Genomic DNA, 24,536 nt, shown 5'->3' on the forward strand with positions numbered 1-24,536 from the left:
AATCTATTGAACAAATCCTTCCCATCGACGCATATAATGTATAAACTTTTCGCTTAAGCCTTCTTGTTTTAAATATGCCTTGGAAACAGGATTTTGAATCGGTTTAAAATTAGCATTAGCTATGACTTTTTTTGGAAAGTCGTGATGAAGAATACCCGAACGACCAATAGTAACAAAATCGACACCTGTATTTAAAACGTTTTGTACATCTTCACCATTCCTAATATTACCAGCAACGGTTAATTTTACGGTCTTAAAATCTAGCTGTAGAAGATGTTCTAATAGGCTAAGTTGATGTTCAGGATATGCTTCAGCTTTTTTAAAGCAGTCCCAAAGCGATAAGTCTAAAAAATCAATGTTACCACTATCGATTAGTTGTTGGGAAACAATTGTTATTTCTGAGAGCTTCATGCCAAACCTTTCAGGCGATAGTCTCACCCCTAAGAGAAACTCATCGCCACATGCATGTCTTATGCCCTCAACAATTTTAAAGAGCAATCGCGAACGATTCTCAAGCGAACCGCCATAAGAATCGGTTCTCTTATTGATTTTTGAACTGAGGAATTGTGTTAAGATATAGCCATGTGCCCCATGAACTTCAACACCATCATAACCGCTTTTTTTAGCACGTATAGCTGCGGCAATAAAATCCTCTCTTAGTTGATGTATTTCCTCTAGGCTTAGGGCTCGCGCATTATATTTTTCGATCTCAGAAGGGCAAACAGCTTTCTTTTTTATGACTTCAAAAGGTGAGCGCATGCCTGCATGGTGTAATTGAGCAACGGCTAAACTTCCATGAGATTTAATTTCTTGAGCTAATCGCTGATGACCTTCTATTAAGTCATCAGAAAAGATACCAAGTTGTCCTGAGAATCCCTTACCGATTTCTTGTACGTGAGAGGCGCAGGTCATGACCAACCCAAATCCTCCCTTGGCTCGCATGGTCAGCCAGTTGAATTCGTCATTAGATAAGCGGCCATCCTCATGACTTTGTTGATTGGTCAGTGGTGCCAGCATAAATCGGTTTTTCATTTTGAGGCCACAGTTGAATTCTATTGCAGAATTGAATGTCGTTTCTATTGGCATGCTTTAAGAATTAATCCCCATTGCCCTTTTACGATAATTGGGGTAGCCTTATCGAAGGTTTTGGTACTGATTAAATCTTCGAAACAGCCGTCTTTTAATTCAGTAATATCAATAACCTGCTCATTCATGTTGTTATTTATAACCACAATTAGCGATTGGTCTTTGTAAGTGCGTTCAAAAATCAAAATGTTTTTATCGTCATCTGTTAGTAGTGCCTTATAGTCACCTAATTGTAAGGCTTTATTAGATCCTCTTATATGAATAAGCGTCTTATAATGCTCAAATAATGAGGTATTGATCTCTACGTTATCGGGTGCATGCGTTGAGCCATCTGCATTAAAGCGTTCGTCTTCGTAAGTGATATCATGCCATAGCATCGGTTTTCTGCAATCGGGGTCATTTCCGCCCCACATGCCAACTTCATCGCCATAGTAGACCATAGGTGCACCGACATAAGTCATTTGCATGATGACAAATAATTTTTGAAGCGCAATGTCTTCCTTTTGCGGTTTTCTAGTGGAATAATTTGAGTTGTTCAGTGCAATAGAGGCATTAAAATACTGGCCCCAATTTCTAAAATTTCCAATACCATTGTTACGATTCACAATATGCGAGCCAATTCTGTTGGAGTCATGGCTTCCAAAAAGATTTTGAGAGACATAAGCGACGCCTTTAGGATAAAGTTCTCTAAGATCTTTCAATTTACTATTGAAAGTGCTTGCATTTGTTTTGGTACTGTCGGTATTAAAAAAGAACTCAGCAGAAGCAAACGCAAAGTTGTAATTCATTTCACCGTCAAACTCATCGCCCTGCATATAAGGCTTAACTTTTTCTGGCGTATCTACAATTTCTGCCGTCATATAGGCTTCAGGATTAATAGACCTTACGTGTTTTCGCCATTGCTTCCAGAATGGATGACCTATACAAAAGGCAACATCCAATCTCCAACCGTCAATTCCAAATGCAGTTCCCTTGCCTTTTGGGTTCATCCAACGTTCTGTGGCATTAAAAATATATTGTTTCGGACCATCGACAATGCCTGTGCTGTCTTCTTTCAGTTCTGGAAGTGATTTCACACCAAACCAGCCTTCATAATCGAATTCGGTACCCTTTTCTTCATCTTTCCACGATTTAATAATGAACCAATCTTTGTAAGGTGAGTTTTGCTGATTCTTCAATACGTCCTGAAAAGCAAAGCTGTTATAGCCTAAATGGTTAAAGACACCGTCAAAAATGATTCTCATACCTCTATGGTGAGCTTCCTCAATGAGTTTTAAGGCCAATTCATCTGCACTTGTCCATACCCAAGTCTTTGGGTCCAATGGATTTTCAGTAGCGATTAAATTTCTATCCCCTTCAGGATCCGGTCCAAAATTGGGATCTATGTGGTGGTAACTTTCGCCATCATACTTATGTAATGATGGAGATTGAAAAACTGGGTTGAGGTAAATGGCCGTGATACCAAGTTCTTTAAGGTAATCAAGTTTGTTGATAACCCCTTGCAGGTCGCCCCCATAACGTCGTCTTAAGATATGTTTCCACATTTCAGGCTCAGCATTCGCTTTTTCATAATCTTGTAACTTATACCAGTCACTTCCCCAAGGATGGATCTGCCATTGCTTAGGGGGTTCCTGAGGATCGGCTCCAGCAATATCTCCCATAGTTGGGTCATTACTTGGATCACCATTCCTAAAACGTTCGGGAAATATTTGGTACCATACTACGGTTTTTGCCCATTGCGGAACAAACTCCTCGTTCTCGATAGTAACATGACTTGTCTTTTTATCATTTTTACAGCTCAGACTGAGCATCAAAATTAGAGTCGTGATAAATATGTAAGTGCTTGTTTTTGAGATTGCAAAGGAGGGTTGGCTAACTATTTTCATGATATGAGTTTTGATTGAAAAGTGGACAACTAATTTCGTCCATTTATTTAAAAATATCAAATCTTATTATGATCAAATAGAAGGTGTTTTTTTTATTCTAACTACCTTTGCAAAAATTAATAGCACATGCAACTCAACCTTAATAAACCCATCTGTTTTTTCGATTTGGAAACTACGGGCATCAATATCTCCAAGGATAGAATTGTAGAAATCTCAATTTTAAAGGTACATCCTAACGGTAAAGAGGAAACCTATACGAAACGTGTCAATCCTACAATTCCTATTCCAGCAGAGGTGACTAAACTGCATGGCATTTCAGACGCTGATGTCGCGGATGCACCAACATTTAAGGAAATTTCAAAGGAGGTACATCGCTTAATAAAGGATTCGGATTTGGGTGGTTTTAATTCCAATCGCTTTGATATTCCCTTATTAGCAGAAGAAATGTTGCGTGCCGAGGTTGATTTTGATATGAAAAATCGTCTAGCTATAGATGTACAAACCATTTTCCATAAAATGGAACAGCGGACATTAAGTGCTGCCTATAAGTTTTATTGCGATAAAAACCTTGACGATGCCCATAGTGCTGAAGCCGATACCATGGCGACTTATGAGGTGTTAAAAGCACAGCTCTCTAAATATGATAAATTAGAAAACGATACCAAGTTCTTGGCAGAATTTAGCTCGAGAAAAAAGTTTGCGGATTTTGCAGGCTTCTTATCCTATAATAAAGATGGGGAAGAGTGTTTTTCGTTTGGTAAGCACAAAGGGAAACGTGTTGTAGATGTGTTGGAGCAAGAGCCGGGTTATTTTGGTTGGTTACTCAATGCCGATTTTCCCTTATATACTAAAAAAGTGTTAACCGCTATTAAATTACGTCAGTTTAATAATAAATTGGGCTAAATATATAAAGCTTATCCCTAACAGCCTCTTATATGAAACTCATCTGCATAGGTCGTAATTATACCGATCACATCAAAGAGCTTGAAAATGAAAAACCAACAGATCCGGTTGTCTTTTTAAAGCCGGATACTTCCATTCTATTAAAAAAAATGCCTTTTTTCATTCCGGATTTTTCGGACGATGTGCATCATGAAGTAGAACTGTTGGTGAAAATCAAAAAAGTAGGGAAGTACATTGATAGGAAATTTGCTCATAAATATTATGATGAAATAGGGCTTGGTATTGATTTTACGGCCAGAGATCTTCAGGCGAGCTTAAAAGCAAAAGGCTTACCTTGGGAAAAAGCCAAAGCGTTTGATGGTGCAGCGGTTATTGGAAAGTGGTTGCCCAAATCACAATTTGAAGATGTTAATGCTATTAACTTTAGCCTAAAGAAAAACAATGAGGTGGTACAATCAGGAAATACGGAACTTATGCTTTGGAAGATTGATGAACTCATCGAATATGTGTCGAAATATTTCACTTTAAAAATTGGAGATATTATATTTACTGGCACACCTGCTGGAGTTGGTAAGGTTTTTGCAAACGACGAATTAAAAGGATATATTGAGGATCAAGAACTGTTTTCAATTAAAATTAAATAAATGGCAAAACATTATAAACTAGATCGCGTACGCGAAATGGCCGATAATGACGAAGATTTCGTTATGGCATTGGCAGCAGCTTTTATAGAAGAAGTCCCTGAGGATGCAGAACGCTTAAGAAAAGCGGTACCAGAAAAGGACTTTTATGAGACCTATCAAGCGGCACATAAGATGAAGCCAACCGTAGAGCTATTCGATTTAGGGGTATATGACGAACTCATCGAAGTTCAGGATTGGGGGAAGTTTGAGCAAGAGGATAAAAATGTAGAAGCGCAACTCGAAAAAGTTCTAATTGCCGTCGAGAATGCCACCAACGAGATAAAAGCTGATTTTGGATTATAAATGCAAGCAGAAATAATAACAATTGGCGATGAAATTCTCATCGGGCAAATTGTAGATACCAATTCCGCATTTCTTGCGAAAGAATTCAATAAGATAGGTATTTCCGTCTATCAAATCACATCTGTACAAGACGATAAAGCGCATATTCTTAAGGCACTTGAAGAGGCCGAAGGAAACGCAGATATTATTATTATAACTGGTGGTTTGGGTCCAACAAAAGATGATATTACCAAACTAACACTGTGTACGTATTTTGAGGATTATTTAGTCGAAGACAAAAAGGTTTTAGCGCACATAGAGTGGTTGTTTAAAACGTATATCAGCACACCTATTTCCGATATAAACAGACATCAAGCCTTGGTACCTTCAAAATCAAGGGTGCTGATGAATCGGTTTGGTACAGCCCCAGGGATGTGGATGGAAAAAGAAGGAAAGGTGTTTGTGTCACTTCCAGGAGTGCCCTATGAAATGAAAGCTCTGATTAAGAACGAAGTGATTCCTGCCTTACGAGACAAATATCATTTTCCATATATCAAACATAAAACGCTGTTGACTTATGGTTTAGGTGAAAGTGCCATTGCCAATAGAATTGAAGCATGGGAGGATAACTTGCCAGGTTTTATGAAGTTGGCCTATTTACCAAATTTAGGAAAGGTGAGATTGCGCTTATCCGGAAAATCTACGGATAAGGATTTATTGAACACCGAATTCGAAAAGCAAATACAATTGGTGTTGCCACAGATAGAAGATATCTTTGTTGGTTTTGAAGAGGATGCGTCGTTAGAAGCGATTATCGGTAAACAGTTAACGGCACTTCATAAGACCATAGCAGTTGCAGAAAGTTGCACAGGTGGGCAAATTGCTAAAGCCATAACGACCAATGCTGGTGCCTCAGCTTACTTTAAAGGCAGTTTGGTGACTTATGCTACGGAGTCTAAGGTTAATGTTTTAGAAGTTTCAGAAAGCGCTATTGCTTCCCATTCTGTGGTAAGCAAAGAGGTGGCAGAGGCGATGGCAGTTAATGTGAGGACCTTGTTCAAAACAGATTATGGAATTAGTACTACGGGAAATGCCGGTCCCACTAAAGGGGACTCCGATGCCGAAGTGGGAACCGTATGGATTGCTATAGCAAAAGAAGATAGCGTATATTCTGAGGTTTATAATTTTGGAAATCATCGTGATAAGGTGATAATGAAAGCGACCAATAAGGCTTTTGAAATACTTCAAAAAGAAATTTTGAAAAAGTAAGGTTTTATGTTTGTCGAAACGTAAAGTTTTACTAAATTTGCACCCTGTTAAAAAATATCCTATTTGATAATTTTACATTTTATCGAAATTTATAATTAGGATATTGTTTCTGACAAATAAAATCAATTAGAATTAACAGAAAGAAATAACATACCTAAAGAGAGAATACAATGTCAAGAGTTTGTGAACTTACTGGGAAGAAAGCAATGGTTGGAAACAATGTTTCTCATGCCATGAATAAAACTAAGCGCAAGTTTAATGCGAACTTAATCAAGAAGCGTTTTTACATTCCTGAAGAAGATAAGTGGGTAACGTTAAAGGTTTCTACATCTGCATTAAAAACCATTAATAAAATCGGTATTTCTGCAGCGTTAAAAGAAGCTAGAGCAAAAGGATTTTACAAATAAGCTTAAGAGCTAAAGTCAATTTACAATGGCAAAGAAAGGAAATAGAATACAGGTTATCTTAGAGTGCACAGAGCACAAAGCTTCTGGCATGCCAGGAACTTCAAGATATATCACGACAAAAAATAAGAAGAATACGCCAGACCGTATGGAGATTAAGAAATTTAATCCGATTCTTAAGCGTATGACAGTTCATAAAGAGATAAAATAATAAGTTATGGCAAAGAAATCAGTAGCGTCTTTACAGACAGGATCAAAGCGTTTGACAAAAGCTATTAAAATGGTAAAATCACCAAAAACTGGAGCCTACATGTTTGTAGAATCAGTGATGGCACCAGAATTTGTCAATGACTTTTTAAACAAGAAGTAATAAATTTACTCATAAGATTGATAGAACTGCTTTCGTTTGAAAGCAGTTTTTTTATGGCTATATTTGAGCATTAACCTGACAACTTATCAGTAACCAACCAAAGGCAAGATTATTGTATAGGTTTTTTTGGCGTTACCAAGACTATAAATGTCTTGGTCGGGCTTTACGCTATATCTCAGACGATGTTGTCTTGGGATACCGATTCAATCCCTAACGCAGCATTAATAGATAAACAAAAAACGTATAAACGATAACATGAGTTTTTTTAAAAAAATATTCTCTTCAGAAAAGAAAGAGACCTTAGATAAAGGTTTGGAAAAGTCCAAGTCTTCATTTTTCACAAAACTAAACAAAGCCGTAGCCGGAAAGTCTAAAGTCGATGATGATGTACTGGACAACCTCGAGGAAGTTCTGGTGACCAGCGATGTAGGTGTCAATACGACCCTTAAAGTTATTGAGCGCATTGAAGAACGTGTGGCTAAAGATAAATATTTAGGGACGTCAGAACTCAATCAAATATTAAGAGAAGAAATCGCAGGTTTGTTGTCCGAAACTAATGTCGGCGAAGATACCGATTATAGTATTCCAGAATTACCCCATCAGGACAATGGGAAGAAAACCCCTTATGTACTCATGGTGGTTGGGGTTAATGGAGTCGGTAAGACCACTACCATTGGTAAGTTGGCCTATCAGTTTAAAAAGAAAGGCTTAAATGTTATATTAGGAGCTGCGGATACTTTTAGAGCGGCTGCCATAGACCAGTTACAGGTTTGGGCGGATCGTGTGGACGTACCGATGGTAAAGCAGGATATGGGTTCTGACCCAGCTTCTGTGGCATTCGATACCTTACAGTCTGGTGTTAATCAGGATGCAGATGTGATAATCATCGATACTGCAGGGCGCTTGCACAATAAGGTGAATTTGATGAACGAGTTGTCTAAAGTAAAACGGGTGATGCAAAAAGTTGTTGGAGATGCTCCTCACGACGTCTTACTCGTTTTGGACGGTTCAACGGGCCAGAATGCCTTTGAACAAGCTAAGCAATTCACAGCAGCGACCGAGGTGACGTCTTTAGCCGTGACTAAATTAGATGGAACCGCTAAAGGAGGCGTGGTCATAGGCATTAGCGACCAGTTTAAAATACCTGTAAAGTATATCGGCGTAGGAGAAGGGATTGAAGACTTGCAAGTCTTTAATAAATACGAGTTTGTAGATTCGTTCTTTAAGTAACAAGACAGAACTTTGTCATACTGAATTTGCCTGTGCTGAACTGGTTTCAGTATTTCAGTATCTCTTCGCGTGGCTTAAATCTATTGATATTTGGTAGTAAAGATCGTAGCTTTTTAATTATTATTTGCCCTATTCAAAGCTTCAAACAGTATATGTTTTCTGCTTTTAGATACTGGTATTTTATCCTTATTAATGAGTTTGAGATAGCCTTCGTTTAAATACTTTTCTATAAAATCAATATTAATCAAATGAGATTTATGGACCATACACATTCTAAAATAGGGACTTAAATTCTTCTCAAAAAAACCAATACTATTGGAGCTCAGTATGCTTTTTCGACCTTGTATGTGAAGCCTCGTATAACCATTCACTCCCTCACAATGAATGATATCTTTTATATTGACCAATTCAAATCCATCTTGTACAGAAACCATCATTTTTTTATTGGATAGATTAGATAATGAGAGATTCTCAATCAATAATCGATTCTTCACATAAGCGCTTTTTTCCATAATATTGGCTTCAGCTCGTTTTATTGCTGCTCTTAATGCAGTATTATCGATAGGTTTTAATAGGTACCCGATAGCACAAAGATTGATCGCCTCAATAGCATATTGATCAAAGGCCGTTGTAAAAATAAGCTCAAAGGAAGGGTTGTTTACTTTAGACAACAGCTCGAACCCATTCATTTGTGGCATAGCGATATCTAAAAACACCAGATCGGGCTGGAGGGTATTTATAGAGTTTAATCCAACGTATGGTTCTTGTGCGGCTTTGATAATGTCGATATTTGGATGGGATCTTTCGATTTTTTCCTTTAAAGTGAGCAATGACTTCCGCTCATCGTCAATGAGTATGGCTGTAATTTTCATATTTAGTATTTTTAAATGTGAGACGAACGCTTGTCCCTGGATTTGTGCCTCCTTGCTTCATATCTGATATGGTATAGTATATCTCCCAATTCTTTGTTTGGTTGAGAAGTGCTATCCGTTCTTTTATGACTTCCGAGGAATGTGAAGCATAGACTCCAATAGCGTTTTGTTGTATTTTGGAAGACTTTTTTAGCCCAATACCGTCATCTTCTACGATAACCTCAATAGTATCTTCTTCTAGCTTTTTAAAACTGACTGTTATGGTTCCTTGGCCTTGCTTATGAAATATCCCGTGATTTACGGCATTTTCAACAATAGGCTGTAAAATAGAAGACGGCAATAATTCATACTTTGCATCAATAGCGCTATGAACTATTATGTCGTATGAGAATTTATCTTCGAACCGTAATTTTTCAATTTCCAAATAAGAAGTTAGTAGTTCTGCCTCAGCCAAAATGCTTACGGTCTTTTGTCGTGAATGTTCAAAGAAATATCTGATGAGTTTAGCAAATTCCGATAGGTAGTTTTCGGATGCTACGGTATCATTCCGCTGTATATAATATTGAATTGAATTGATACAATTATGCACAAAATGGGGGTTCATTTGAGAGCGTAAAGCTTTAAGTTCTAGTTCGGAAACTTGCTTATGAAGTTGTCCTTTTTTACGTTCTCGTTTGGTAATCCACAAATAGATGATACCGTAAATTACAAAGAGACATATAATGATAAGTAGAGCAAAGATAACTCTAACCCATGTGGTTTCCCACCAATAGGGATGTACTGAAATATATTTTGTTTTGATGGTTTCATTGCCGTGTTGATCAGTGGACTTGAGGTCCAATTGATAGATATCTGGTCCTAAACCCGAAAGATGAATGGTCTTGGAGGTGGTTTTGGTCCAGCCGCTTTGATAAGAACCTAAACTAAAGCTGAAGTCGTAGTTGTTCTGATTGTAATAATCTAGCACGTTAAAAGCTATGGTCATATGTGCTCTTTGGCGACCTTTGAAAATGAGTGTATCTTCCTTAGCTTTAAAGTAAAGTTTTGGGGGTTTTGTGTAAATAGAGTTTTTTAAATCGATCCTAGATAAACCTATATTGGAGGAGGCCCATAAAAAATTTTCGTCTATATAAATATCGTTGACCGTGTTCTGAAGTAGACCATCTTCCCAATAGAAGCTATTAACAATCTTTGACATTTGCAGGTACTCATCATCCAGCTTAACACGATGTACGCCCTTATGCGTGGCCAACCATAATTGATTGTCTTTTGGAATGATCTTCTGGACATCGAGTCCTTTAGTGGCTTCAATGGGAATTACAGTTTTACCATCATAAAGGTATACGCCTTTACCATTAGTGCTAATGAATAAAAATCGATCATTTTTTGTTAAAGAGTTTACAGGAACAGATAGCCCAATATCGATGAGTCCATTGTTATTGATATAGGATAAGCCTTGACTGCCGCCAACATATATTCTGTTATCAAAGTCCTCAATGCTATTCAGGCCTTCGGCACTTATTATGAGCTCATAGTTTGAGGTATGCTTATCCTTTGGCCTTAAAATGCTCACTCCTGAGTGCAAAATACCATATATCAAGGCTTTGTGTTCAATGAGATCTTTACACCCACTATAGCTTATAAAACGGTCATCGGCCAGATCCTTTAAAGTTGTAAGCTTTAAGGTTCCTATAGTAGAAACCAGATAGTTGCGCTTACCGGATATGATATTATAAGTATATCCCGATGCAATTCCTAGATTATGAAAAGTGTCATTATCCTCTTCATACCTATAGTAGGTTTCATTGGTAACTCCTGTAATTAGGGTATCATTGACCATCCCCATCTGCTGTACATTTTTATCTCTAAAATAGTACTGGGTTTCTAATTGGGGTGCTGTAATCAAGGTGATGCCTTTATTCAGACTGGTAAGCCATATATTGCCATCCCTATCTTTATAGCTGTTCTCGTGATCAATAGTGGAAGGAAAATGATGCTTTTCGAGCAACTCAAAATTGTAATCCAGAATCATTAGATGCCCAGGGACACTGATTTGTATTTCATTTGGTAAGGTATTGCAACGTCCTACACGCACATGTTCGGTTCCAAATGTGTTTTGAAATGAAATGTATTTGGAAAATGGTTTTTTGACATTGAGAAAGAGTACTCCATTCTTGTTAATTACATAGAAGGTATCGAAAGGCATAACCCCGTAATCTATAATACGTAATTGAAAAAAATCTTTCGGTACATCCTTTAAGTGAATTTCTCTCGTGACGTCACCATCTAAATTTAAAAGCTGTAAAGCACCCTCCTTAAATTTTAGGTGGCAATTACAATCTGGATTAAATATTGGTATGCGATAGTATACATAAGCATCGTTCAAGGTATTACAGGATGAATTTTGTCGCCCCCTAATTTTAGTGAACATATTACCTTCTAAAGTGTATAACAAATCAGTGTGTTTTGAAAGCCATATCCTATTACCGTTATTGTGAACTCTACGCGGTGTAATGGGTTTATGGTCTTCTACTGGAAATGAATAGACACTATCATTGTAGATGTATCCTTGGTACTCACTTTTAGACATATACCAAATCTTACCATCAAAAGTTGTGGAAAGTTTCCAAACATTGTTGTTGGATAGCCCATCTTCAAGTGTAAAGTTCCTAAAAGTATCTCCATCAAACTTTACAATGCCATGTTCGGTGGCAAACCACATAAACCCTCGGGCATCTTGTTTTACATCATATACGGTATTACTTGGTAAGCCTTGGCGAGTTGTATATCGAATAGGTTCCTGAGCTATAAGTGCCAGATGACAAACCAAAAACAAAGTAGGAATTACAAAGTTCATTTAGAGTAACATCTAAAGTTATTATAATGCTAATTGTTTGGGGTAGTCTTTAATATTTACTAAATATAAGCACAAACCAAGGAATTAGCCTTGGTTTGTATTATAAAATGATGTATTTATTTTCTGATTTTTTAGCGTACGATAAAAAACGTAAAATTAATCACAATTTTTAATCTACGATAAAACGCTCAACCTGCTTTTCATTGCCATCATAAAGGATCAAGAAATAGATTCCGGAAGACAGTGACTTTGTATTTAAATCCAGTTGATGCGGTCCCTTTTTCATATTAGATCTTGGTACTATGGTACGTACTGTCCGACCAAAGTTATCGTATATACTGAGCTGTATAGTTTTATCCTCAGAGAGATAAAATGAAACTTTAGTAGATTGCTTTACGGGATTAGGCTGAATGCTAAGGAGTTCTTGCTCGGGGGTGTTATTCAGATCCGTTGATGACGGTTTGGTGTTTTCCCGAGAAGAACTTTTCTCAATAACGAGAGATGATTGTATGACATCACAGCAAACATCGCCGCATGCGGTAATTTTATAAATCAGAAGTGTTACGGAATAGGGGCCCGCAGATGCATATTCATGTGTAGGGTTTTGTAGATTAGACGTGTTACCATCGCCAAAGTCCCAAAACCATGCCGTAGGGTCTCCAGTGCTAGTATCCGTAAACTGAACTGTGTTTGCACTTCTTGGCAATTCGGAATTATACTTAAAGGTATAGTTTGCGCTAATGGCACAAGATTCTCCAAAACAAATGGTTTGTATTGTTGCTACCCAAGGTTCACATGGTGTTTGAACAGCGACTTTAATCTCATAGCATTTGCCATACTCAAATACCATTTGATTGGATGGCGTCCACAATGGATCTAATGTAGAAAAGGCAGGACTTGCGGCAAAATCGTTTAAATCAAAGTTAAGCATGTTATTAATCTCAGCTGGGGTTAAAAACCGCATATGCTCTATCTGGGTAGCCACATCTTTAATGGACACAAAATAACTAGTCGCACCATTATAGGCATACATGTTTAAAATAAGCGGGGATGTCTCACAAAGAATAAGCGGATTATTGAAACTGTCATCGTTGTTAATCGTAAAAAATAGATTGTCGCTAGTGCATAGTTCTATATCATCAATCCCAAAATCGTTGGTCGTTCCACCTGTAGTAGTTATTAGCTCTAAATCACCATTCGCTGGGTTATCTAATGCAATCGTATATGGCCACCAACCAGCCCCCCTTGTATTATTTACTGTTACAGGGTTCCCTTGAGAAACTCCCCCAATTCTCGCTTCAATAGTTTGTGTACAACCAGCCCTTGCATTGGCCATAAAGGTTAAGGTTGTATTACCGCCTGCACTAAAATTGCCCGTTTGCCTCAAAAAAACTGTGCCAGCATCTCTCTCTCCGTCAACAAAGATAAACCGGCCATCGTTTGGCCCAACACCGGCTACAGTTTGATTAACGTAATATATATGTCCTGTACTTATAGGTAAATTAGCTCTGGTATAACCTGATTCCCAATCTTGAGCTAAGGGAGGGTTTCCATTATCAGAAGTGCTAAAATCGCCGTTGGTGACTTGGCTATGACCTGTGCTTATAAAAAGCAGTAATAAAAAAAGGGGTACTGAGTGTTTAAATAATTTTGTTTTCATGGTATATTGATTTTTAGATTAATATTGAAGTTTTCTAGATTTAGTGATTGTACGGGCTTGACAATAATTAACATGTTGAATATGAGAATAATACGCCTTATTGATTTTAGCGTATGATAAAAACGTATAAGTAGTTGTAATTTCTAATCTATGATAAAGCGCTCAATCTGCTTTTCATTGCCGTCATGAAGAATTAAGTAATAGGTTCCTGAAGACGGTGATGTTGTGTTTAAATCCAATTCGTGTCGTCCTTTACCATATTTGATCGTGGCATTACGGTACTAACTTACCTTCCAAAGGGATTATAAAGTCTATGCGGCACAGTTTTTCTTGTGCGAAGCATTGACTAACGTTTAGTTTATCCTACTGCAGCATCCTGTAGATTATTATACAGCTCTTAAAAAATCGCTAAAATTTTGAATACGTTATAGAGTATAAACGGGGTAGGCATATCTAATATAATACATAAAGTATTTTACATGTGCACCTGGACATAAAACAGGATCTCCAGCCAAGTAATTCGCTCGAACATTAAAGTTTTGAACGTCCAGATAATTTCCATTTACAGTTATGGGAAGAAATGAATTAATAATATTCCATATTTCCTTCCTATTGTACTCCATCGCAACATCAGATACACAGTTAGCAACGGGCCATGCGGTCCCTTGGCAGGCTGAAAGTTGCGGGTAAGGGTCATTTACATTACCCAAAAGACGGCTACTACTTGCATCGGTAAGTGGACCTGCATTATTTAAATAAGTTTGAACATTCGTCCATGTGACGCCGTACTGGCTTCCTGGATTAGAATTGAAGCGTAAGGTAAAGTTGTTATTTATGTTGTATTTGATTAAAGAATTAAGCCTTGTTCTGCCATCCTCTCCAACACGAGTGCCATCACATTTCCCCAAGGCGTCACCAGCTTTCCAATCGTCATCTGTATCAATAAAGTCTGCTGTTAATGTTGGTAAGAGTAGGCCTCCAGTGCTAGATACACTGAAAACAACAGAATGGGTTCCGGCAGAAACAAACTTAACGTCTAGTATATCTATTTCCTGCCCCATGGTCAATGCCTGATCCAAAGTCGTGGTAAGATTATGATAAGCATTAAGCAAACTTTGTCCATCAATCATTTCTTCAGAACCATCCTGAAAATCGATAGTGATATTGGTTTGATCACTAAACTGTCCATCATATTCAGCTATTGGTGAAGCATAGTAATTATTAAGAGCAGCTTCCAATACCCAGAGTGCCTCTTCTATCGATCTATCGGTTGGCTCAAAATTACCTGTTTTCATAGAAGATTGTGATAGTTTTGCTTCTGCTCTAAATTGTTTGATATATGAAACAATATCTTCTTTTTTAGGAGAGAAAGTTTCATATAGCCCTAGCTTATCAGTGTTATTAGCTTCTGAACTGGGAATGTCATTTTCTGTTTCTTTAGAACAGGAAAAAATGGTTAAGATCGTACAAAGTACAAGATAAATTGATTTTTTCATGGCGAATGATTTAAATTATTAATAGTAGATTTACATTAAAAGTATTTATTATTATGTTGTAAGAAAATACCTAATAGATGAAATGCTAGCCTCACTTCATGTACTTAAGGGTTCAATCGATGATTGGTATCAAGGGGTTTTAAAAAGGACTTGGAATTTGGTACTTGAGTTTTGGTATTTCAAATTTGGCATCCCTTGTAAGGTGCCATCATATTCTACTTTATCAATAATAGATACTATAAGGTTTCATGCGGTTTCGTATTTTTATAAAAAATACCAACCATGCGCAATTGTCTATTTCTATTTGTTTTCCTATTTGTTTTTTCCTGTAAAAATGCTGACTCGAGAGAAGCACGAGAACCGATTTCAGAATCCGAAACCTTTGAAACCGTAAAATCTAAAGATGATTTAAGTGCGATTTCCACAAAGGATTTCCGGGAGTTTAAAGTCTTGGATTCCAAAAACCTAAGTAAAGAAGAGATCTGGGCCGATATCAATTCTCAGATGGAGGACTTTACCGAAGCGGATTATAAGCGTTTAGAGCCTTATATTCTTGAGAAAGACATTACTTACCTTCAAGTCAATAGAACTAGAAAAAAGTTTACTTATGTAGAGTTGGTTAAATTCTACTTGTATCGCATCAGAAAATTTGATCGTGAGAATCCATTATCATTGAATTCTGTGATATCCATTAATCCTAATGTTATAGAAGAAGCCAAAGCGTGTGACTTTGATTTTGAAAATGACAATAAGAGACATCCTATTATAGGAATGCCAATTCTTCTTAAAGACAACATCAATGCTTCTGGTATGGCTACTACTGCTGGTGCCGTAGCTTTAAAGGATAATAGGGCTGATGATGCCTTTATCGTCCAACAATTAAAATCTAAAGGCGCTTTAATTCTTGGTAAGGCCAATCTCAGCGAATGGGCTTACTTCTTTTGTGGGGATTGTCCTAGTGGCTATTCAGCCATTGGCGGACAAACACTAAATCCTTATGGACGACGCATTATAGACACAGGTGGATCGAGTTCAGGAAGTGGCGTGGCGGCTTCAGCTAATTTTGCGGCAGCAACGATTGGTAGTGAAACAGCGGGCTCCATTTTATCACCAGCAAGTCAGAATTCGGTCGTTGGTCTAAAACCAACCATTGGTTTGGTAAGTCGTAGCGGAATTGTTCCTATTTCTTCGACCTTAGACACAGCTGGACCAATTACCAGAACCGTTATGGACAATGCGCTCGTCTTGGACGCCATTGTTGGTGAGGATAAAGCGGATTCTAAATCATCTAAAATTAATTGGAGTTCTACAGGTATCTACTTTGGTGGCCTAAAGCAAGCCAGTATAAAAGGCAAACGCTTTGGTGCTCCTAAGCGATTTTTAGAAGATACGTTGTATGCTAAGGCTATAGACGTTCTAAAACAGCAAGGTGCCGAAATCGTTGAAATTGAAGAAGAACAATTAGGTCTGCCCAACTTCTTGAATTTGCTCAACCTTGATATGAAAAAGGATCTACCTTCTTATATGGAGAATTATGCCGATAAATCAATTGCATTGCGAACAATTGCCGATGTTATGGCTTTTAACTTAAAAGATTCTTTAAAAACCATGCCTTATGGTCAAAAATTGTTTCAAGGTATTGTAGATGATAAAGGGGATGCTGTCTATTTAGAACAAATAAAAGATACCTTAAGGACTAATGGGAAGCAGTATTTTGATCGTCCTATGGACCAGCATAAGCTCGATGGTTTTTTGTCTATCAATAACAGCCATGCTGCCTTTGCTGCAGTAGCTGAATACCCGGCGCTTACAGTACCTATGGGCTATACTGGTGAAGGCGTACCAAAAGGTTTAACCTTTATTGCAAAAGGACTTCAAGAAAAACAATTGTTAGAATGGGCCTATGTTTATGAGCAGGCTTCAAAAGCTAGAGTAGCGCCTAAGGATTACAACTAATTTGTTATTATCACTTCGAGTGATTCTGAAGTATGAAGAATCGTATCGAGAAGTTGTGGCTTAGTTCTCGATACAATTTTCAATTTTTAGAAATTGAAAATCACTCGAACTGACTACGTTAATTTATGTAAGCATTTAGCTTTTCCCAAAGTAGGTTGTCATAACCTGAAGGTCCAAGTTGCCCTTCACCACCATCATCGCCTAGTCTAATAATGACAAGGTTCTCACTAGGGACAACATACAATTTCTGATCATTGGCACCGAGTCCTGCTATTAAATCATTAGGTGCATTAGGTATAAGCTTACCTTCAAAGCTGGCTGTAGAACCTGGCAAACGGTAAGATTCCTTTCCATTAAGCCACCATAAATAGCCATAGGCCTTGTTGAGATCTTGTGACGTATTAACCATGGCTTCAAAGTAGTTAGTGTCGTTAAGTATAACTTCATTATTCCAAATACCTTTGTTTAAACACAACAATCCGAAACGAGCCATACTACGTGCATCGCTTCTGTAAATATTGTTATAGCCGTTTTGCAACCAAAAGCCAGACATACCAATTTTATCGCGAATTTTCTCAGTAAAATAATCCTCAAAATCCTGACCCACAGCACCAGTTATAAGATGATCCAGTAAAGTATATGGTGCATTGTGATAATACCAAAATTCTCCTGGACTATTTAAATAAAAAAGACAATCCGAGTCTGTACAAAACTGATTAAAGACATCCGTATAGTCTAAGCCTGTTGTCATGGTAATATGATGAATAACTTTAATAGTGTTTTCCTGCTCTGAAGTAAGGCTGGACCAATGTTCACCTAAGTAATTTGTAGACGTATCACTAATATCCAAAAAGCCTTCTTCTTGAGCAATGCCAAGTGTCATTGCTGTCAGCGTTTTTCCCGCAGATGCCCAGTACCAAATATCACTTTGAGAAAAATTGTTCATATACCATTCTGTAACGATCTTACCATCCTTAAGAATCATAAAAGCTTTGGTGCTAGAGTTCTCTAGAAATGAATACAGTGCTTGTTCCTCTGAAATATGCCAACTTAAACTTTGGGCGGTAACGGTGGCCCATGCATCAGAATCTATTGGAGGAAAATAGAGTGTTTCATTTAAGGGTGGATTATCAGTATTTGAATCGTCTGATGAACATGACAAACTTATAATGATGGTCGCAATGATTAGAACTATTCTCATGCATTTCATGTTTCGATTTTTAAATAAGACTTGTAAATATATCAAAGGTTTAAATTACATTGTATCTTTGCCAACTGATTTACAAGCGCATGAGAACGAAGACACTTAAGAAAAACAGGATAAATGTCGTGACCCTTGGCTGCAGTAAAAATGTTTACGACAGTGAGGTGCTAATGGGTCAGTTGAAGGCTAGCGGAAAAGATGTGATTCATGAACAAGAGGGTAATGTCGTGGTGATTAATACATGTGGCTTTATTAATAATGCCAAAGAGGAAAGTGTCAATACCATTTTGCATTATATGCAGAAAAAAGAGGAAGGCGATGTGGACAAGGTATTTGTCACCGGATGTTTAAGTGAACGCTATAAACCTGATTTGGAAAGGGAAATTCCTAATGTGGACCAATATTTTGGCACTACAGAATTACCAAGCCTTTTAAAAGCACTTGGCGCAGATTATAAACATGAGTTAATTGGCGAGCGTTTAACGACTACTCCTAAAAACTATGCTTATTTAAAGATTGCCGAAGGCTGCGACAGGCCTTGTAGTTTTTGTGCCATTCCCTTAATGCGAGGAAAACACAAAAGCACACCCATTGAAGATTTAGTGACCGAAGCAGAAAAGTTGGCAGCTAATGGTGTAAAAGAGCTGATCCTTATAGCACAAGATTTAACCTATTATGGATTGGATTTATATAAGAAACGTAACCTCGCCGAACTTCTCGAGCATTTGGTAAAAGTTGATGGCATTGAGTGGATTCGCTTGCATTATGCCTTTCCTACAGGCTTCCCCATGGATGTATTGGATATTATGAAACACGAACCAAAAATTTGCAATTATTTAGATATTCCTTTACAGCATATATCCGATGCTATTCTCAAGAGTATGCGTCGTGGTACTACTAAAGAAAAGACCACAAAGCTACTCCAAGAATTTAGGGCTAAAGTCCCAGAAATGACCATAAGGACGACACTTATTGTGGGTTATCCTGGTGAAACCGAAGATGATTTTGAGGTACTCAAACAATGGGTTAAGGATATGCGATTTGAGCGCTTGGGCTGCTTTACCTATTCTCATGAAGAGAACACACATGCCTATAACTTGGAAGACGATGTGCCAGAAGAAGTGAAGATGCAACGCGCCAATACTATTATGGAAATACAGTCACAGATTTCTTGGGAGCTGAATCAAGCTAAAATAGGGCAGGAATTTAGAGTGGTTATTGACCGAAAGGAAGGGAATTACTTTGTAGGTCGTACTGAGTTTGACTCACCAGATGTAGACAACGAGGTTTTAATCAACGCCACAAATACCTATTTAAAAACAGGGGAGTTTGCTACCGTAAAAATAATTGATGCAGAGGATTTTGACCTTTACGGTGAGGTTGTGTGATGTGTAGTTTAATTTTAATAGATACAGAATTGTCTTAAGAAGGTTAAAGTGTATCTTAAAGACCAACTAAATTCCGTAGTCGATATTGTTTGGGAGTTATCCCTTTGGAACGCTTAAATTGTTTTATAAAATAAGGTACACTATTAAAGCCTACTTCATAACCAATTGACGAAATATTTAAGGATCCTTCAATGAGTAGCTTACAAGAATAGTCTATTCTCATGTCATTGACATATTCTCCAAATGATTTTCGTGTATGCTTTTTGAAAAAACGACAAAATGCTGCTTTATTCATATGCGCTATTTTAGCAGCACTATTTAGAGATACTTCACCATTGTAGTTCTGTAAAATATAATGGTTTACATGTCTAAGTCTTTTAGGAGTAAGGCTTTCCGTTATTTTTTTCTTAAACGTATTAATCAAGACAGAATGATGATGGAGCTTGAGGAGCTCTAACAAATAGGGGAGTTTTAAAAAGCGATCTAACCCCAATTCATTTTGCATTTTGTCTAGTATGTTAGGTATTTGAGAATTTACGAGGTCGCTGAATTTTATTCCAGAATGCGCATTGTTCATTAGGTCTTTAACATTTGTGAACTCTGGTAGTTCTAGATATGAGCCTAAAGCATTAAGCTCAAATTGAATAACTAAGATTTCAATATTTTGGTTTGTTATAGTCTTATCCTCAATAAAAAGATGAGGAACATTTGGACCAAAGACAAATAAACTACCAGGCTCAAAGCTTACCATCGCATGCTCAACAAATACTTTACCAATACCTTCTTTAAAATAAACAATCTCAATTTCGGGATGATAATGGTATGGGATATCAAAATGGCTTAACTGGTAGGGTCTGACTTGTACGGATTGCGTATGTTTTGCTTGTACTTTTTCATATATAGGATTCATAGTTATACAAATTTATCATGTATAGTAAATTTAAGCAAATATTGTTATGTTTTTGGTCAATGGCGTTAATTAAATCCTTTCTTTTTAAAGCTAGTTTTGATCTTATAAACTTGAAATTAATAGCCATGAAACATGTACTCATCACTTTTTGCAGCTTATCTATTTTAATGGCTTCTTGCACAAAAAAGGTGGAGAAGAAAGCGCAGTTAACAGAACAACAACACCAAGTCAAATATTCAAATCCCGAAGCCGAAATATTCTACCATGTATTTCAACGTAGTTTTTATGATACCAATGGTGACGGTCATGGCGATTTAAATGGCATTACTGAAAAGATAAGCTATCTAAAAGATTTGGGCGTAACATCCTTGCTATTTACGCCTTTGTATAAATCCATTTATTATCATAATTACTTTCCTGATGATTTTAAGGCGATTGATGAAGAATTTGGAACCATGAATGACTATTTACATATGGTAAGAACCCTTCATGAAAATGATATGAAGTTTTATATGGACATGGAGATACATTATGTCACTAAAAACCATCCGTGGTTTAAGGAATCCTTTGAAAATCCGAGTTCCAAGTATAGTAACCATGTTATTTATAATGGCCCTAATAATACCGTTCCCGAAACGATGATTTTTAATCTAACCAAATTAGAATCATATGACGGAAATTCTGTTAATATAACAACGGTAGATATGTATAACGAAGCGGTTAAAACCTATTTTAGGGAGCTATTTTCCTATTGGGTTGATCCAAATGGTGATGGTAAGTTTGATGACGGTGTTGACGGATTTAGAATAGACCACATGATGGATGACTTGGATTGGAAGGGCATTCGAACCAACCTTTTTACAGACTTCTGGGCACCATTGTTCAAACATCTAAAAGCAATCAATCCTGACCTTAAAATTTTTGGCGAACAAGCCAATTGGAAGGATACGGGCGAAGACTATTTTAATACTGCCAATGTAGACATGATGTTTGCTTTTGGTATGAGAGAAGGCATAATTTCTATGGATAAAGAACAAATCTCAAATAAAATAGATTCCTTACTACAATTTACACCTAAAGATAAATCGCAGTTGGTTTTTCTAGAAAATCACGACACGCCCAGATTTGCCGCTATTGTTGAAAACAACAAAGCAAAGTTAAAGCTTGGAGGATTTTTAATGATGTTTAATAAAGGGGTGCCAAGTATTTATTACGGACAGGAAATTGGAATGAATGGAAGCGGTGGTTTCGGAAAATTTGGTGTAACCGATGGTAATGATATCCCGATGCGTGAGGCCTTTGAATGGAATGCCAAAGTAGAATCAGAAGGTGTAGCATTATGGTACAAAAATACAGGGCCTTGGTGGGATGAACGTAGTGTTTTGGATGATGATGGAATTTCGGTTGAGGAACAAAAAAGTGATCAAAACTCGTTGCTCAACTTCTACAAAGAAATTATAGGTATAAGAAAAGCCCATACTGTATTTAGCAATGGTGACCAGAGAATAATTTCTAATGATAACAAATCTATTCTCACCTATCTTAGAGCGGATGATCAAAATACATATTTAGTTGCTGTCAATACATCCGATGAGAGACAAGAGACCACCGTTATTTTAGATTATTCAGGTGGAAATGCGACTTTGGATCTAGGTAAAATCTTATTGTCCGATAAAGATAACAGTGCAACTAGTAATTCTTCTAATGTTGATTTAACTCTTAATGGCTATGGTTATGCTATTTGGAAATTAAAATAATCGCGGACTAGCTTTAATAATCACTTGCATTAACAAACTATGGATTTATCCTTGGATTGTGCATATGAGCACAATGAATTCTACTTGCCAACTCAGGTTACAGGCTTCGACAAGAACGGAAAATCAGGACATTTAAAATGGCTTAAGTATGGCTATGAATTGGAATATGCCTTTAATAAAACAGGCAAAAAGCTCGTAAAAAAAGATGGAAAAAAAATGTTTCAGGATGACTACGAGATGGACCCTGTTCTTGGATGGTCGCTCTCTTTTATCTCTCAAAAGTCTATACGACTGCAACTTAACACATCAAAGGTAATGGAAGCCAAAGCACCATCCCTAATGTTTGATGGAACACTAACTGACGCTAGTTCAAATTGGAGCTTTATTGAAAGTCAAAACAGTTACCAATATACAAGTGATATGGCTGAAGTTAATATTAACCTTTCGAATTGGAATCTTAAGGTTAGCAATCATAAAGGTAAAGAACTGTTTAAAACAGTTGGATTAGATGACAATAAGGGATTACATCAAAAATATTTGCCCTTTAGTTTTATAAGACATCCAAAGAGTCATAAAAAGACTTTTGTGTTTTCAACTGGACTATCAAACGATGAACGCATATACGGTTGTGGTGAATCGTTCACAGGATTAAACAAAAGAGGTCAAAAAATTAACCTGTTTACTTCAGATGTTCAAAGCGCATTGACTAGAGAAATGTATAAGCCAATTCCACTATTTATCAGTAACAAAGGATATGGTATGTTTGTACATTCTAGCGCACCCATGACATTTGATTTTGGTCATACCTATAATTCAACGTCAACACTTTATATTGAAGATGAACTTTTGGACGTTTTTATTTTTATAGGGACACCAAAAGAGATTTTAGAAGAGTATACCACCATTACGGGTAAAAGCCCAGTACCACCTATTTGGAGTTTTGGTTTATGGATGAGTCAGTTGAGTTATAGTTCGCAGAACGAAGTTGAAAATATAGCTCAAAATCTTAGAGCCAACAACATTCCATCAGATGTTATCCATATCGATGCAGGTTGGTTTGAAAATGGTTATAATTGTGATTACGAATTCAGTAGTGATTTCCAGAATCCGAAGGCTATGGTCTCTAATCTTAAGGATTTAGACTATAAGATTTCACTCTGGCAGCTCCCTTATTACAATTCCATTAATTCTGTTTATAGCGAAATTGTAGAACAGCAGTTATATATTAAAGAAGCCAATGGCCTTAGAGAAGATATAGTTTTGGATTTCAGTAATCCAAGAGCAATCGACTGGTTTACTAGGAAAATCGAGACGCTCCTGGAATTAGGTGTTTCCGCAATAAAAGCGGATTTTGGAGAAAGTGCCCCAATTCAGGGAAAGTACTACTCTAATTATTCTGGGAATTATGAGCATAACCTCTATCCACTACGTTATACCAGCACGCTATTTAGCATACTCAAGGGTTATAGTTCTGATACATTGATATGGGCCAGAAGTGCTTGGGCAGGCGGTCAGCGTTTTCCTGTTCATTGGTCTGGAGATTCTGAAGTGTCTAATGAAGCCATGGCGTCGACATTAAGAGCGGGGTTGTCTCTTGGTTTATGTGGATTTACATATTGGTCTCATGACATAGGAGGATTTTCAGATCAACCTGATTTAGAACTTTTTTTACGATGGACTTTTATGGGCGTATTTTCATCCCATAGTCGTGTTCATGGACTACCACCACGCGAACCGTGGGTTTTTGGTGAATATTTCTTAAATAGTTTTAGAAAACTGATTGAGATTAAGTATTGCTTATTGCCATATATAATTGCTCAATCCAATAGCTGTAGTCAAAAAGGATATCCATTGTTAAGACCATTATTCTTTGATTATGAGATGGATAGAAATGCTTGGTTTATTGAAGACCAATACTTATTTGGGGATAGCATGCTCGTAGCCCCTTTTTTCGAAGCTAATACCAATGAAAGAACGATATATCTGCCAGAAGGAGAATGGTTCGATTATTTTACTGGTGACTACTACAAAGGAGGGCAATGGTGTTTAATAAAAAGTGAAAACTTTGGAATAGCACTTATTAAATCAGGCTCTTGCATTCCACATGTCGGCTTAGCACAATCAACAAAGTCTATTGATTGGAACCAAATAAACTTGAAAATATACCATAAGGATGAAACTCATATTAGTACTCAGATTTATCTGCCAAATACTAAAAGAGCAATCACTTTACAATTACATAAATCAAAAAACAATGAATGGGTAATAGATAAGAACGAAACGGCAATTCGCTTTAAAATAGAATCTATAATTTAAAACTTAT

At 37.0% G+C, this 24,536-nt stretch carries 20 protein-coding genes; 12 read left to right on the forward strand and 8 right to left on the reverse strand.

All coding sequences use genetic code 11. The annotated features are described in order from the left end of the window. Positions 1-3: 3 nt before the first annotated feature. Both ACO052_RS09675 and ACO052_RS09680 read right to left on the reverse strand, forming a co-directional pair. The gene (locus tag ACO052_RS09675; RefSeq protein WP_422107808.1) at positions 4-1,086 is read right to left on the reverse strand and encodes an NADH:flavin oxidoreductase; all 1,083 of its coding nucleotides are present in this window, start codon (positions 1,084-1,086) and stop codon (positions 4-6) included. Then, positions 1,077-2,972, reverse strand: a complete 1,896-nt coding sequence (locus tag ACO052_RS09680; RefSeq protein ID WP_422107809.1) for a glycoside hydrolase family 13 protein — start codon at positions 2,970-2,972, stop codon at positions 1,077-1,079. Before ACO052_RS09680 ends, ACO052_RS09675 begins: the two co-directional genes overlap by 10 nt. A gap of 126 nt (positions 2,973-3,098) precedes the next feature. On the opposite strand from ACO052_RS09680, the gene ACO052_RS09685 reads away from it, so the two are divergent. From ACO052_RS09685 to ftsY, 8 genes are all read left to right on the forward strand, one after another. Next, positions 3,099-3,875 carry an exonuclease domain-containing protein gene (locus ACO052_RS09685; RefSeq protein ID WP_422107810.1) on the forward strand — a complete coding sequence of 259 codons (777 nt, stop codon included), beginning with the start codon at positions 3,099-3,101 and terminating at the stop codon, positions 3,873-3,875. 32 nt (positions 3,876-3,907) lie between these two features. Continuing rightward, entirely contained in the window at positions 3,908-4,519 is a 612-nt protein-coding gene (locus ACO052_RS09690) for a fumarylacetoacetate hydrolase family protein (RefSeq protein WP_422107811.1), read from the forward strand. Then, positions 4,520-4,861, forward strand: a complete 342-nt coding sequence (locus ACO052_RS09695) for an Hpt domain-containing protein (RefSeq protein WP_422107812.1) — start codon at positions 4,520-4,522, stop codon at positions 4,859-4,861. Beyond that, positions 4,862-6,109, forward strand: a complete 1,248-nt coding sequence (locus tag ACO052_RS09700; RefSeq protein ID WP_422107813.1) for a competence/damage-inducible protein A — start codon at positions 4,862-4,864, stop codon at positions 6,107-6,109. A gap of 170 nt (positions 6,110-6,279) precedes the next feature. Further along, a complete protein-coding gene (gene rpmB, locus ACO052_RS09705) occupies positions 6,280-6,516 on the forward strand; it encodes a 50S ribosomal protein L28 (protein ID WP_114301300.1) in 237 nt (78 codons plus the stop codon). Between the two features lie 25 nt (positions 6,517-6,541). Then, positions 6,542-6,724 carry a 50S ribosomal protein L33 gene (gene rpmG / locus ACO052_RS09710; protein ID WP_076616981.1) on the forward strand — a complete coding sequence of 61 codons (183 nt, stop codon included), beginning with the start codon at positions 6,542-6,544 and terminating at the stop codon, positions 6,722-6,724. Between the two features lie 6 nt (positions 6,725-6,730). Beyond that, the gene (locus tag ACO052_RS09715; RefSeq protein ID WP_008271041.1) at positions 6,731-6,883 is read left to right on the forward strand and encodes a DUF4295 domain-containing protein; all 153 of its coding nucleotides are present in this window, start codon (positions 6,731-6,733) and stop codon (positions 6,881-6,883) included. A gap of 255 nt (positions 6,884-7,138) precedes the next feature. Continuing rightward, positions 7,139-8,113: a signal recognition particle-docking protein FtsY gene (gene ftsY, locus ACO052_RS09720; protein ID WP_422107814.1), complete on the forward strand. Its 975-nt coding sequence runs from the start codon at positions 7,139-7,141 to the stop codon at positions 8,111-8,113. A 113-nt stretch (positions 8,114-8,226) separates the two neighbouring features. Here the strand turns inward: ftsY and ACO052_RS09725 are convergent, their stop codons facing one another. From ACO052_RS09725 to ACO052_RS09740, 4 genes are all read right to left on the reverse strand, one after another. Then, positions 8,227-8,985 carry a LytR/AlgR family response regulator transcription factor gene (locus ACO052_RS09725; protein ID WP_422107815.1) on the reverse strand — a complete coding sequence of 253 codons (759 nt, stop codon included), beginning with the start codon at positions 8,983-8,985 and terminating at the stop codon, positions 8,227-8,229. Beyond that, positions 8,960-11,842: a sensor histidine kinase gene (locus ACO052_RS09730; protein WP_422107816.1), complete on the reverse strand. Its 2,883-nt coding sequence runs from the start codon at positions 11,840-11,842 to the stop codon at positions 8,960-8,962. Before ACO052_RS09730 ends, ACO052_RS09725 begins: the two co-directional genes overlap by 26 nt. Before the next feature lie 169 nt (positions 11,843-12,011). Continuing rightward, on the reverse strand, positions 12,012-13,502 hold the full coding sequence (locus tag ACO052_RS09735; protein ID WP_422107817.1) for a PKD domain-containing protein: 1,491 nt from the start codon (positions 13,500-13,502) through the stop codon (positions 12,012-12,014). Between the two features lie 425 nt (positions 13,503-13,927). Then, a complete protein-coding gene (locus tag ACO052_RS09740) occupies positions 13,928-14,998 on the reverse strand; it encodes a hypothetical protein (RefSeq protein ID WP_422107818.1) in 1,071 nt (356 codons plus the stop codon). 282 nt (positions 14,999-15,280) lie between these two features. Here ACO052_RS09740 and ACO052_RS09745 point away from each other — a divergent pair, with 282 nt between their 5' ends. Beyond that, entirely contained in the window at positions 15,281-16,954 is a 1,674-nt protein-coding gene (locus ACO052_RS09745) for an amidase family protein (RefSeq protein ID WP_422107819.1), read from the forward strand. Positions 16,955-17,072: 118 nt separating this feature from the next. Here ACO052_RS09745 and ACO052_RS09750 read toward each other — a convergent pair whose 3' ends face one another. Continuing rightward, positions 17,073-18,155, reverse strand: a complete 1,083-nt coding sequence (locus tag ACO052_RS09750; RefSeq protein ID WP_422107820.1) for a serine hydrolase domain-containing protein — start codon at positions 18,153-18,155, stop codon at positions 17,073-17,075. An 89-nt stretch (positions 18,156-18,244) separates the two neighbouring features. Between ACO052_RS09750 and rimO the strand changes: the two genes are divergently transcribed. Then, on the forward strand, positions 18,245-19,546 hold the full coding sequence (rimO, locus tag ACO052_RS09755; protein ID WP_422107821.1) for a 30S ribosomal protein S12 methylthiotransferase RimO: 1,302 nt from the start codon (positions 18,245-18,247) through the stop codon (positions 19,544-19,546). Positions 19,547-19,601: 55 nt separating this feature from the next. Here the strand turns inward: rimO and ACO052_RS09760 are convergent, their stop codons facing one another. Next, positions 19,602-20,456 (reverse strand): AraC family transcriptional regulator, encoded by an 855-nt coding sequence (locus ACO052_RS09760; protein ID WP_422107822.1) that lies wholly within the window; start codon positions 20,454-20,456, stop codon positions 19,602-19,604. A 125-nt stretch (positions 20,457-20,581) separates the two neighbouring features. Here ACO052_RS09760 and ACO052_RS09765 point away from each other — a divergent pair, with 125 nt between their 5' ends. Both ACO052_RS09765 and ACO052_RS09770 read left to right on the forward strand, forming a co-directional pair. After that, positions 20,582-22,213, forward strand: coding sequence for an alpha-amylase family glycosyl hydrolase (locus ACO052_RS09765; protein ID WP_422107823.1), 1,632 nt, complete (start codon positions 20,582-20,584; stop codon positions 22,211-22,213). A 39-nt stretch (positions 22,214-22,252) separates the two neighbouring features. Continuing rightward, the gene (locus ACO052_RS09770) at positions 22,253-24,529 is read left to right on the forward strand and encodes a TIM-barrel domain-containing protein (RefSeq protein ID WP_422107824.1); all 2,277 of its coding nucleotides are present in this window, start codon (positions 22,253-22,255) and stop codon (positions 24,527-24,529) included. Positions 24,530-24,536: the final 7 nt, after the last annotated feature.

Source organism: Winogradskyella sp., assembly GCF_965228925.1.
In the GTDB taxonomy this organism is placed as follows: Bacteria; Bacteroidota; Bacteroidia; order Flavobacteriales; family Flavobacteriaceae; genus Winogradskyella.